Genomic DNA, 12,725 nt, shown 5'->3' with positions numbered 1-12,725 from the left:
GCCTTTCGTTCGACCCAAAATAAGAAAATATTATGCAAGCAACCGCCACAACACTCGATAAAGAACAGGAACACGCCCCGGTCAATTCGCGCAATAAAGTCGTCGTCGCTTCGCTCATCGGCACTGCCATTGAGTTCTTCGACTTCTATATTTACGCGACCGCGGCGGTGATCGTGTTCCCCCACATCTTCTTCCCGCAGGGTGACCCCACGGCGGCCACACTACAGTCGCTGGCTACCTTTGCTATCGCCTTCGTGGCCCGCCCGATCGGCTCCGCCGTATTCGGCCATTTCGGCGATCGTGTTGGACGTAAAGTCACGCTGGTTGCTTCACTGCTCACCATGGGGATTTCAACGGTTGTGATTGGCCTGCTGCCGGGCTATGAAACAATCGGCATTTTCGCCCCCTTGCTGCTGGCGCTGGCGCGTTTTGGTCAGGGTTTAGGTCTGGGCGGTGAATGGGGCGGCGCGGCGTTGCTGGCAACGGAAAACGCACCACCGCGTAAACGCGCGCTGTACGGTTCATTCCCGCAGTTGGGTGCGCCTATCGGTTTCTTCTTCGCTAACGGCACGTTCCTGTTGCTCTCCTGGCTGTTGACCGACGAACAGTTTATGAGCTGGGGCTGGCGCGTGCCGTTTATCTTCTCTGCCGTACTGGTCATTATCGGTCTCTACGTCCGTGTTTCTCTCCACGAATCGCCGGTATTTGCCAAAGTCGCCGCAGCGAAAAAACAGGTGAAAATCCCGCTGGGTACTCTGCTGACAAAACATGTTCGTGTGACGATCCTTGGCACATTCATCATGCTGGCGACCTATACACTGTTTTATATCATGACCGTCTATTCGATGACGTTCAGCACTGCCGCAGCCCCCGTAGGGCTTGGCCTGCCGCGTAATGAAGTGTTGTGGATGCTGATGATGGCGGTTATTGGCTTTGGCGTTATGGTACCAGTGGCTGGCCTGCTGGCCGATGCGTTTGGTCGTCGCAAGAGCATGCTCATCATCACCACGCTTATCATTCTGTTTGCGCTGTTTGCCTTTAAACCGCTGCTCGGTTCTGGCAATCCGGTGTTGGTGTTCGCTTTCCTGTTGCTTGGCCTGAGCCTGATGGGTCTGACATTCGGCCCGATGGGGGCACTGCTGCCGGAGTTGTTCCCGACTGAAGTGCGCTATACGGGAGCATCGTTCTCATACAACGTCTCGTCAATTCTCGGTGCCTCTGTTGCCCCTTATATTGCCGCATGGCTGCAGGGGAACTACGGTCTGGCGGCGGTCGGTACGTATCTGGCATCGATGGCGGCTTTAACGCTGATTGCGCTGCTGTTAACCCATGAGACACGGCATCAATCGCTGTAATTTGATTGCCTGATGGCGCTATGCTTATCAGGCCTACAGACTGCAATCCCCCGTAGGCCGGATAAGGTGTTTACACCGCATCCGGCGCGCTCATCACTTCTTCATCTGCGACAGGATTGTCCGGCACTGATTCGTTTCGTTTTCAGACGGAGAAATTAGCGCCAGCAGCGCCGCCGCTGGCGTAACCAGCGTTGCCAGCGCGGCAGCCACCGCACCGCGTGCAATCAGCGGCCCGGCCTTCACGCCAGCCTGTGGATTTTTAAAGGTCCCACGGACATACAGCGGCGAACGCAGGGTAATAATACGAATGCCTTTGCTCTCCGGGTCGATGGTTAAATCCAGTTGCTCAGATGCAAAGCTTGCAGTCCCGGTCACGTTGATCACCGCGTTTTCTGTGTCGAACGCGAAAATTTGTGGGCGCGCGATGCCATTGACGATATCCAGATTTGCCGCTGCGCAGTTCACCCGTACTTCGTCATCACCGAATATTTGTCCGACGATATAGTTACCCAGATTCAGCCCAACGATCTCCATCAGATTGCGACTGACCAATCCATCATTCATCAATAGCTTCAGGTTACCGTTGCTGTTACCCAGCAGCGCAGCCACTGAATTTCCGCTACCGCTCAACCTGGCGTCACCGTTCATCTCACCGAGCGTTTTCTGCATCAACTCCACGTCCGGCATCAGTGCTTTTAGCTTCAGGCGGCGAGCCTGAATATCCGCCTGCCCCCGCATCGGCTTTTTATCCCCTTCCAGATGAATGCTGGAAACAATACTGCCCCCTGCGAGGCCAAATTTCAGTGGCTGCAGGCGCAAGTCAGCATTTTTCAGGAGGATATGGGTGGAGAGATCGCTGATTGGCAGGCTACTGCCGTGTTCGATACGCCGTCCTTTGAAACGCACATCAGCATCCATTACGTTCCATTTGTCGGTTTCAAAACGGTCATACGGCAACACCTTGTCAGCAGGCTGAACGCTCTTCTCACCTTTGCGCTGTTCAGATTGTTTTGCCCGTTCTGCCCCTTTGCCTGAATCCACACCGATCAGCGGCCCCAAATCCGCCAGCCTCAGCTGGCGTGATTCCACATCGCCCTTCAGCATGGGTCGCGGCTTGCCGGTGGTGTAGGCCAGCGTCCCGTGAATATCGCTATCGCCAATGCGACCATTAAAATGGCGGTATTCAAAAAGAGAGGACTTTTCCGGATCGATTTTCGCCACCAGACGCCCGTCCGTTTCAAACGGTGGTGTATCCGGTAACAGCACACCGGTCAAATCGTATAAATCCCCAAGTGAATCCCCAGAGAATTTAAGCCGTAGATCGACACCGCCCATATTCATCGGGTCATTTATCGTGCCGCTAAATACCACGCGCGTGTTGCCCGAGCGAAAGTCTGCCTGTATCGGAAAAGGGGTACCTTCGCCACGTAACGCCAACATCCCGCCAATTTTTCCCGTTCCGGTTAGCGGCTCACCGTTGTAGCGGCCCTGGGCTTTCAGACCAAAAATGTAATCCTCAACGCTAGCGCCCCCTTCTTTGCTGTTGGTGCCTGTCACTTCGCTAAACGGTAACGGCTTGCCTAGTGGATCGACCAGGATCTCAAGCTCCGACTTCGTCACCTTATCATTAACAGCGATACGCCCTTGATCGAACAAAATGTTATCCAGCCTGAAAGACCACGCGGGTGGCGGCGCATTGGGGTCGCGTTTTTCATCCCCGGCGAAGTTAAAGGTCCAGTTGTTGTTTTCCTCCGACAGCCGAATGAGCCGCGCATCGGGTTTCACCATCTTGACCCACGGGAGCCAGACGGTTTTTGTCAGCAGTGCCAGTGGAGCGAGCGTAGCTTCAACACGCGGGAGATGCACCATGGTAACGTCGGGAATATCTGGCGGGTTGCCGAGGATGATATCTTCAGCATGAACATGCGGCCACGGAACCCAACTGCGCCAGCCGGTTTCCTGCTTCTGGCGTTCCCAGACGACGCCCAGATCACCGCGTATGGCGAATGGACGGTTGAGTTCAGTAGAGACTTTCTGGTTGATGGTCGGTTTGAGCCGGTTCCAGTCAAATGTCGCAATCACAATGATGAGCACGACGATCAGCAACAAGAAAAACCCTACTACGGATGCGGCTATTTTGCCTGTTTTCGTCACGTTTTCCTCCTGACTTCCTCCCTTGCCTGTCCTAAAGATAGTCCAGCAGGGCGAAAAGGAGGCACGCTACATCCGCATCAAAGCGACAGAATCACCTCTTCCAGGGTACTCAGTGGCACCGGACGAGAGAGGAAATAGCCCTGAGCAGCAAAAGCCGGTGAGTTTTGCACATCGCGCCACTCTTCCAGGGTTTCAACACCTTCGACAATCACGCCACGGCAATAGCGGTTCATAAGCTGGAGCAGCAAAGTGAAGAGGTTACGGCCTTCCGGCGTCTGACGCAGCATGACAAACAGATCCCGCGCCACTTTGATGTAGTCGTAACTCACTTCGCTAAGGGCCGAGAAATTGGCCATCCCGGTACCAAAATCATCCAGCCAGAGCGGGCCGAACTCGCACATCGAGGCAAACGATGCTCCCTTCGGTAAGCGGATATGCTCTACCAACTCAAAGCGTAACCAGGGCAGGCATTCAATGATTTTCAGGATCTCGGGGTCCTGGCGCATCGCAATGAGCGTCGGGCCATCGACATTGACGGAGGCCAGCAGATCGTGGGCTCTGAAAAAATCACTTTTCAGTTCAAGTTGTTCAAGCTGCTCTTTCACTACCTCAACGCGATGCCGAACAGCAACTTCAGCAAAATAACGGTCTGGCGCAATGCGTTGAGCAGGGTTATCAGGATGACTCACGACGGTTAGCAGCTCTACGGCCATCAGCCGACCATTGGTCTGGTAAATGGGCTGATAAGTGTAAGCACGCTCGCACTGCAGCCAATAGCGTCGCTCCTGCAAGCATTCGATACTCGCATCTGGCGTAATTAGCTGCTGGGTGACCTGCTTTATCATCTGAGGTGTCCTGTAAATAAGAGTGTGACTGACCGGACTCGTCAAAGGTTATCGGCGCTCAGGCGCAGAACTTTACGTTCAGCAGTACGCAAAATAAAAACAGCGGTAAAAACGACACAGAACACGTTCTGGCTCAAAAAAATAATGGAACGTTGTTTTAATATAGTTGACCACTTAACACCCACAGCGCACACTAACGCTAATTTTTTTCAGAGCAGGTTACGACTATGTCCAGGAAGATTGCCGTGATTGGCGAATGCATGATTGAGCTGTCACAGAAAGGCGCCGACGTTCAGCGCGGATTCGGTGGCGACACGTTGAATACATCCGTTTATATTGCCCGTCAGGTCGATTCTGCGGCCCTTTCCGTACATTACGTCACGGCGCTGGGCACTGACAGTTTCAGCCAGCAAATGCTGGAATCCTGGCAGGGCGAAAACGTCGATACGTCATTAACCCAGCGTATGGAAAACCGTCTGCCGGGTCTCTATTACATTGAGACTGACAGTACTGGCGAGCGCACCTTCTATTACTGGCGTAATGAAGCGGCGGCAAAATTCTGGCTGGAGAGCGAACAATCCGGCGCCATTTGCAAAACGCTGGCGACATTCGACTACCTGTACCTGAGCGGAATCAGCCTGGCGATTTTAAGCCCGGCCAGCCGTGACAAACTGCTGTCGCTGCTGCGCGAGTGTCGCGCCAACGGCGGCAAGGTCATTTTTGACAACAACTACCGCCCGCGTCTGTGGAGCAGCAAAGAAGAAACTCAGCAGGTGTATCAGCAGATGCTGGAGTGCACCAATATTGCGTTCCTGACGCTGGACGATGAAGACGCGCTGTGGGGTGAAAAACCCGTAGAGGACGTAATTGCCCGGACTCACGCAGCTGGCGTACAGGAAGTGGTTGTGAAGCGCGGCGCAGACTCTTGCCTGGTGTCCATCGAGGGTGAAGGACTTATCGATGTACCGGCTGTAAAATTACCGAAAGAAAAAGTGATCGATACCACGGCGGCAGGAGACTCCTTCAGTGCCGGGTATCTGGCAGTGCGTTTAACCGGTGGCGATGCCGCTGAAGCCGCAAAACGCGGCCACCTGACAGCAAGCACCGTTATTCAGCATCGCGGGGCGATTATCCCACGCGATGCCATGCCGCAGTAACGTCGATTATCCGGTCTGCATACCGTAGGCCGGACAAGCAAAGCGCCCCCGGCATCTCCAATGCCGGATAGCGGCGTAACCCCCTTATCCGGCCTACAGGTTACTGTACTGGCGGGATATCCGTCACTTCAGGATGTGATTCATCCGTTTCAGCCGACGTTGCCGCTGCGGTAACCGGCGCCATTATGCTATCCCATGTCGCCTGCAGATCCTTCATGTTGAACTCAGGTTCCCCTTTCGGCTGAAGAAGAATGAGAGCCATATCCTGCGATAGCTGCTGACGCAAATCCTGATTCAGCATCTCAACGGTCAGGCCATTAAGGAAGTTCTGCCGTAAACGCTGATACTGTTCTGGCGCGATATCCACCACCTGGTTTTGCAACGAGCGCAAACGCTGGCTGATCAAAATATCGGTATCGGTGCGGCCGTAGGTGGCAAACAGTTTCTGCAATTCCAGATTTTTTTGCGCTACCAGCGCATTGAACTCTTCTTCCGGCAGGCCTTTGTCCCGCACTTTCGCCAGTTCACGAGCCACCGTGCCCAGGTTCGCATTCAGCTTATCGTTCGGCGATTCAACGTTAATAGCGCACTGTGCACGCAGGAACAGCACCCGACAGTCAAAGCCGAGGCCGATGTCTTTCGCGTTGTTCCTGGATAACGTCTGCTGGATATGCCAGAACAGCGCTTCACGGGCTAAATCGGCACGCCAGTAGCGTAACAACGCGGCGGATTCACGAATAGGTTGCCACGGCGCGTCCCACATGATGGAAAGACGATCCTGGCGTACCGCATCGGTCATAATGCTTACCGCTTCCGCACGCAGTGGAGAGAGCGTAGGCACCGGAGCCGGCGTTTCACGTTTTCCGTTTAACTCACCGAAGGTTTTATTGATTTGCTCAGCCACGCTGCGCGCATCAACGTTACCGACGATAATCAGCGTCATCGCATCCGGGGTATACCATTTCTGGTAGAACGACTGAATTTTTGCTGCATCAATCGGCTTTTTCAGCGGATCGGCAGGATCGTGCCCTAACAGCGTGGAGCCTTTCAGACGATAGCGCCACCATCCCTCTTTGGTATCTGACGGCCAGGTTGCCACCATATCTTCGCTGCTCAGCGCATGGTTAACCGTTTCAGGGGTAATGGTCAGCTTGCCGGAAATATTCGCCAGGTAAGAAAGTGACTCTTTCAGCAGGTCATTCCGGCTATTGGGCAAGCTAAGGTTATACAGCGTGGAATCATAGGAAACGATAACGGGCGGCATGGGGCGTTTAGGATCAAACCCCTGCTGCCACAATGAACGGGCTTGCGTGGCATCAAGGCCACCGCTTTGCGTCAGCGCGATACGTGGGATCGCATGGCTGAAACCACTCTGTTGCGTACTTTCGGTGAGTGAACCGGTATTAACCAGCAGGCGGACCTCAATACGGTCGCTGGGGCGCTGGGGAGTGGCTAACACTTGCCACTGGAGACCATTTGCCAGCGTGCCCTGTTGCCACGCCGGGTCAGGCTGGAGCGCATCTGCCTGCACATAGCCGGCAGTGGCCATCATCAGCAAGCCGCCCGCTAAAAGTCGAATTTTTGTGCCCTGCATGTGAACCCCTGATCAACTATCCTGGAAATAAAAAGACAGCCCTGAGAAGGACCCTCTGAATATGACGTTAAAAACACTTCGTGTTAGACCGCAAGAACATAAAAATGTCACGGAAGAAGTGAAAAAATCCCGAAACCGTCGAACAGACAGTTTCAGGCACAGGGGGTAATTATGCGCAAACGCCCGCAGTCCTGGAAGGGACTACGGGCATAAGTGGAGAGATTAAGAGGATATTTCGTGCGTTTTGCCATCCGACGCACGATTATTCAGCACATCATCAAGCTTTTTGTGGTCCAGTTCTTTCACCCACTTAGCCACAACGACCGTTGCCACCCCGTTACCGACCAGGTTAGTCAGCGCACGCGCTTCAGACATAAAGCGGTCAATACCCAGGATGAGCGCCAGACCCGCTACCGGCAGATGCCCTACTGCGGAAATTGTCGCTGCCAGCACGATAAAGCCACTTCCGGTCACGCCCGCTGCGCCTTTCGAGGAGAGCAGCAGCACCACCAACAGGGTTATCTGATGGAAGATATCCATATGACTATTTGTGGCCTGCGCGATAAACACCGCCGCCATAGTCAGATATATCGATGTCCCATCAAGGTTAAACGAGTAGCCCGTGGGTATAACCAACCCGACAACCGACTTCCGGCAGCCCAGTTTTTCCATCTTATCAAGCATACGCGGCAGCGCTGACTCGGAAGAAGAGGTCCCCAGAACGATCAGCAGTTCTTCACGGATATAGCGGATAAACTTAAAGATGCTGAAGCCGGTTGCGCGGGCAATCGAGCCCAGAACCACAACCACAAACAGGATACAGGTAATGTAGAAGCAGATAATCAACTGACCCAGTTGCACCAGCGTTCCAACGCCATACTTACCGATGGTAAAGGCCATGGCACCGAAAGCACCTATCGGCGCAAGGCGCATGATCATGTTGATAATGCCGAAAATAACCTGCGAGAAACTTTCAATTACGTTGAAAATCATCTGGCCTTTGCTGCCCAGACGGTGCAGAGCAAAACCAAACATCACCGCGAACAACAATACCTGCAGGATGTTGCCGCTGGCGAACGCGCCAATGACGCTACCCGGGATAATATCCATCAGGAAGCCCACGATCCCCTGGTCTTTTGCCTGCTCGGCGTAGATCGCTACCGCTTTGGCATCCAGCGTTGCCGGATCGACGTTCATCCCGGCGCCGGGTTGCACCACGTTGACAATGATAAGACCAATGATCAGCGCAATCGTACTAACCACTTCAAAATAAAGCAGTGCAACCGCACCGGTGCGGCCAACTGCTTTCATACTTTCCATACCTGCAATGCCGGTAACGACAGTACAGAAGATAACAGGTGCGATGACCATCTTAATGAGCTTAACGAACGCGTCGCCAAGCGGTTTCATTTGGGCGCCTAATTCAGGGTAGTAATGGCCAAGGAGGATACCAATGGCAATTGCTGTCAGGACCTGAAAGTAAAGGCTTTTGAAGATAGAGGTTTTCATAGGGTGTCCTTAAAGTAAAAACCACAGGTCTTGTAAGGTTTTGTTTAACCTGCGGCCTTAAAGTAACACCCACACAACATGACAGAAATGCACCTGGATCATAATTGATACAAATTTGTTAAAAATTTTGAACTGGCTCGCACAAGCGCTACCTTTTTTAACTTTTGTAATCAGCTGATTCCTTCGCTAAATAGCGTTCTTCGAAGATATCTGCCGGAACCGGACGGGCAAACAGGAATCCTTGCGCGACGTCCACCCCTGCCTGTGATAACCAGTCGCGTTGCGCTTCGGTTTCAACGCCTTCCGCAATCATTTGCAAATTGAGACTGTGAGCCAGCTGAATAATGGCAGAAATCATACTGCTATCTTCTGGCAGGCCTTCAACAAACATCTTATCGATTTTGAGCACATCAACTGGCAGTGACTTCATATGCTGCAACTGTCGCAGACCCGCATAGCCCATACCAAAGTCATCCAACGCAATGCGTACCCCCGCATTGCGCAGTGGGCGCAGGATAGCGACAGCGGCGTTTGGATCATCTATATGCCGGCTTTCGGTAACTTCCAGAATCAAGGTACCGGGCTTAATGCGATATCGGTTTAACAACTCCAGCAGATCCGACACCATACTGGGGTGCATGAGCTGTAGCGCAGACAGATTCACCGACAGCGGTAACATCAGACCACGTTCCTGCCAGGCCGCAAGCTGGCGACAAGACTCCTCCAGCACCCAATATCCAACCGTCACCATCAGACCGCAGGATTCAATCCTGTCGATTAACCCTTCCGGTAATTCCCAGCTTCCGTCTGCCTGCTGCATCCGCAATAAAGCTTCAGCACTCAACATCTTGCCGCTGGCGATCTCTACCTGCGGCTGCATCCACAGCGCAAATTGCTGGTGATCAAGCGCGGTCAGAATGTCGTTCTCTTCGGTCAAACGTTGCTGTGCTTCTTCCATTTGCTGCGGATCAAAGAATTGGATCTGATTTTTACCCTTACGACGCGAGGTTAGCACTGCCGATAGCGCGCGACTGTATAGCTGTTCCGCCGTCAAATCGCCGTAGTACATCGCCACCCCAATGTTGCAGCTCGGGCGAAGCTGAATACCCTGAATGGGCAACCGTTCATTCATGATAGTAAGTACTTGCTGACCTAATGTGATTGCATGCCAGGGTTCCTTCACACCGTGCGCGATAATCGCGAAGTCATAGCCGCTCACCTGAGTAAGCACCATTCTGGGTGCCAGCACCGATCTCAGTTTCTCAACCAGCGTCAACAGCAGGATTTCCCGCTGGGTCTCGGTCAATACACCGGCGGTATCACGCAGGGTTTCGCAGGTGACAATCATCAGCGCAGTTGTTTGCGGGCCAGTAACAATCTGCTCAAGTAGCCCCATTAAGAACGTCTTATTTGGCAGTTCAGAGACCGGAAAGCGCATCGAATTGTCGTTCTGCTCTTCACTGTGGCGCAGGACCAGTTGCTGATTCAGGTTGTAGCTACGCACCAGCATCCCAATCTCATCATCCTGATGCATAGGCGGTAATGCCAGTTGATAGCCGATCAGCTCCTGCTGCGGAATATCGTTCAGTTCGCGAGCAATTTTGCGTAACGGGTGCACAATCAGGCGGTTAATACACCAGGAGATGGCTACCGACAGGATTAACGACAAAAGTAAGTAAATGGTCACTAACGTTGAAAGCGTGCTCGTCACGAATTTGTACATGCGGTATGAATCCGCCTGTAACACCAGATACGCCAGCGGCTGTGGGTTGGCAGAGCGCTCAAGAGAATAGACCGGGAGCGAAATCTGCACCGGCAGTTCAAACAGTCGGGTCACCGTAACCGGAACGGGGCGTTCAGGGATAAAGCTCATCCGCAATGCCTGAAACTGGTTGGGCAGTACCACATCCGCGCGACTGACCACGCCAGCGGGCTGGATACGGCTTAAAATCATTTCTGCTTCGGGGATATCCCCCTTCAGGATGGCAGCCGACAGAGGTTCACGGACGGAGCGAGCGATGCTTTCCAGTTGCGTAGCCGTGTTATAGCGGTTCTGCTGGACCAGATGGAACAACAAAACGGTGCAAAAAATAAAAACAAACACCATGACAACGGCCGCAACCATCGCCATCTGCTTAATTGTTAACGAGCGACTGACACGCAAACTGACTCTCCACGGATAGACGAAACTGCCGTCAGAGTATACCCGATCGTAGCGGTATTAAGAGAGGCGGTATCTGAAAACTTCCCAGCGTGCATTATCGCGACAGGATAGGCACCTGGCGACGAGATTTATCTGCATTTAAGCCGAAAAAGGCCGCAAGGTTAACCCCTGCGGCCTGGTTCGGGCGCATGTTGCCATTACGGCAGGCAGACACCCATAGAGCACATTACTTCCGGTTATGTAGCCAGTTCACAATCAGGCTGGCGATAATGCCAGCGATGATCGGCGCTGCCAGATCGTGCCAGAAGGCTGTGCCCAGTTGCATGAGCGTCATATAGCCGCCTGTGTTGCAATGGCAACTGTTCGCGGCTATTCTTGAGTTGTTGAGGTTCAAGTTAGCCCCCGTTTTGTTGCCAGGTTTATACCGAACAACGTGCGGGGGTTTTCTCTTTCCAGCAACCTATGCCGCCGGGGATCAAGCCCCCGCAACATTGCGCCTCACCGGGTAAACCCGGCTTGCTGCTGATTCTACGGTAACACTTCCGTCTCATCACCCCGGAGTGATCCAGTCTGCGTAAAGCCTCGCAATTACGGCTTAATAAATCCGCCAAGCGCTGGAAAGTTTCTTGCCAACTGGCAACTTTCCTGACGGCTACCCGCACGATAAAACCACTAACGTATTGATATCTATTAGTTTATTTTCTGGCACAGCGATTGCTATTTGACTGTGAGCTGTTCTGTTCCGAATCAAAGGAGATATCATGTCTGACTGTCGTACTTACGGATTCAATACCCAGATCGTTCACGCGGGGCAACAACCCGACCCTTCAACTGGCGCGCTCAGTACGCCTATCTTCCAGACTTCAACGTTTGTTTTTGACAGCGCCGAACAAGGTGCCGCCCGCTTTGCGCTCGAAGAGTCCGGGTACATTTATACCCGTTTGGGCAACCCTACCACCGATGCGCTGGAGAAAAAGCTGGCGGTGCTGGAAAGAGGTGAAGCCGGGCTGGCTACCGCGTCCGGTATTTCTGCGATCACCACAACGCTGCTGACGCTGTGCCAGCAGGGCGACCATATCGTTTCCGCCAGCGCGATTTATGGTTGTACTCACGCATTTCTGTCGCACAGCATGCCGAAGTTCGGCATTAACGTCAGTTTTGTCGACGCCGCGAAACCGGAAGAAATCCGCGCCGCCATGCGCCCGGAAACCAAAGTTGTGTATATCGAAACGCCCGCTAACCCGACGCTGTCGCTGGTCGACATTGAAACGGTAGCCGGTATCGCCCATCAGCAAGGCGCATTGCTGGTCGTGGATAACACCTTTATGTCGCCGTACTGTCAGCAGCCTCTGCAATTGGGCGCAGACATCGTGGTGCATAGCGTCACTAAATATATCAACGGTCACGGAGACGTGATTGGCGGCATCATTGTCGGGAAACAGGAATTTATCGACCAGGCGCGGTTTGTCGGTTTGAAGGATATTACCGGTGGCTGTATGAGCCCTTTCAACGCCTGGCTGACGCTGCGCGGCGTTAAAACATTGGGCATTCGTATGGAACGTCACTGTGAAAACGCGCTAAAAATCGCCCGCTTCCTCGAAGGGCATCCGTCCATTACCCGCGTTTATTACCCTGGCCTGGCTTCGCACCCGCAGTATGAACTGGGCCAGCGGCAGATGAGCCTGCCAGGAGGAATTATCAGCTTCGAAATCGCCGGCGGCCTCGAGGCTGGCAGACGGATGATCAATTCTGTAGAATTGTGCCTCCTCGCGGTCAGTCTCGGTGATACCGAAACCCTCATTCAGCACCCAGCGTCTATGACACATTCGCCCGTTGCGCCAGAGGAACGGCTTAAAGCAGGTATTACCGACGGGCTGATCCGTCTTTCTGTGGGTCTTGAAGATCCAGAAGATATTATTAACGACCTTGAACACGCCATCAGAAAGG

At 53.3% G+C, this 12,725-nt stretch carries 9 protein-coding genes; 3 read left to right on the top strand and 6 right to left on the bottom strand.

What is annotated here, in order from left to right:
- Positions 1–32: 32 nt before the first annotated feature.
- On the top strand, positions 33–1,355 hold the full coding sequence (locus FDX03_RS19570) for an MFS transporter (RefSeq protein WP_137346456.1): 1,323 nt from the start codon (positions 33–35) through the stop codon (positions 1,353–1,355).
- A 93-nt stretch (positions 1,356–1,448) separates the two neighbouring features.
- On the opposite strand, the gene FDX03_RS19565 is transcribed toward FDX03_RS19570, so the two are convergent.
- Entirely contained in the window at positions 1,449–3,509 is a 2,061-nt protein-coding gene (locus FDX03_RS19565; RefSeq protein WP_137346455.1) for an AsmA family protein, read from the bottom strand.
- 77 nt (positions 3,510–3,586) lie between these two features.
- Positions 3,587–4,354 (bottom strand): cyclic-guanylate-specific phosphodiesterase, encoded by a 768-nt coding sequence (pdeH, locus tag FDX03_RS19560; RefSeq protein WP_137346454.1) that lies wholly within the window; start codon positions 4,352–4,354, stop codon positions 3,587–3,589.
- A 227-nt stretch (positions 4,355–4,581) separates the two neighbouring features.
- Here pdeH and FDX03_RS19555 point away from each other — a divergent pair, with 227 nt between their 5' ends.
- Positions 4,582–5,511: a sugar kinase gene (locus FDX03_RS19555; RefSeq protein ID WP_048213641.1), complete on the top strand. Its 930-nt coding sequence runs from the start codon at positions 4,582–4,584 to the stop codon at positions 5,509–5,511.
- Between the two features lie 100 nt (positions 5,512–5,611).
- Here FDX03_RS19555 and FDX03_RS19550 read toward each other — a convergent pair whose 3' ends face one another.
- From FDX03_RS19550 to FDX03_RS19535, 4 genes are all read right to left on the bottom strand, one after another.
- On the bottom strand, positions 5,612–7,105 hold the full coding sequence (locus FDX03_RS19550) for a pitrilysin family protein (protein ID WP_048213642.1): 1,494 nt from the start codon (positions 7,103–7,105) through the stop codon (positions 5,612–5,614).
- A 222-nt stretch (positions 7,106–7,327) separates the two neighbouring features.
- The gene (dctA, locus tag FDX03_RS19545) at positions 7,328–8,614 is read right to left on the bottom strand and encodes a C4-dicarboxylate transporter DctC (RefSeq protein ID WP_061066781.1); all 1,287 of its coding nucleotides are present in this window, start codon (positions 8,612–8,614) and stop codon (positions 7,328–7,330) included.
- A 157-nt stretch (positions 8,615–8,771) separates the two neighbouring features.
- Positions 8,772–10,778 (bottom strand): biofilm formation regulator HmsP, encoded by a 2,007-nt coding sequence (hmsP, locus tag FDX03_RS19540; RefSeq protein ID WP_061066782.1) that lies wholly within the window; start codon positions 10,776–10,778, stop codon positions 8,772–8,774.
- A 226-nt stretch (positions 10,779–11,004) separates the two neighbouring features.
- Positions 11,005–11,112: a type I toxin-antitoxin system toxin Ldr family protein gene (locus tag FDX03_RS19535; RefSeq protein WP_040231637.1), complete on the bottom strand. Its 108-nt coding sequence runs from the start codon at positions 11,110–11,112 to the stop codon at positions 11,005–11,007.
- A gap of 427 nt (positions 11,113–11,539) precedes the next feature.
- Here FDX03_RS19535 and megL point away from each other — a divergent pair.
- Positions 11,540–12,725, top strand: a 1,186-nt coding sequence (megL, locus tag FDX03_RS19525) for a methionine gamma-lyase (protein ID WP_137346496.1), incomplete at its 3' end; no start/stop codon positions are given.

This window comes from Citrobacter sp. wls827 (assembly GCF_005280875.1).
GTDB lineage: Bacteria > Pseudomonadota > Gammaproteobacteria > Enterobacterales > Enterobacteriaceae > Citrobacter > Citrobacter youngae.
The sequence above is the reverse complement of the archived record's forward strand: the minus strand, read 5'-3'. Positions and strand labels throughout refer to the sequence as shown.

Coding starts and splice junctions, on each gene's coding strand:
- FDX03_RS19570 (WP_137346456.1), top strand. CDS start 33: ATGCAAGCAACCGCCACAACACTCGATAAAGAACAGGAACACGCCCCG.
- pdeH (WP_137346454.1), bottom strand. CDS start 4,354: ATGATAAAGCAGGTCACCCAGCAGCTAATTACGCCAGATGCGAGTATC.
- FDX03_RS19555 (WP_048213641.1), top strand. CDS start 4,582: ATGTCCAGGAAGATTGCCGTGATTGGCGAATGCATGATTGAGCTGTCA.
- FDX03_RS19550 (WP_048213642.1), bottom strand. CDS start 7,105: ATGCAGGGCACAAAAATTCGACTTTTAGCGGGCGGCTTGCTGATGATG.
- dctA (WP_061066781.1), bottom strand. CDS start 8,614: ATGAAAACCTCTATCTTCAAAAGCCTTTACTTTCAGGTCCTGACAGCA.
- FDX03_RS19535 (WP_040231637.1), bottom strand. CDS start 11,112: ATGACGCTCATGCAACTGGGCACAGCCTTCTGGCACGATCTGGCAGCG.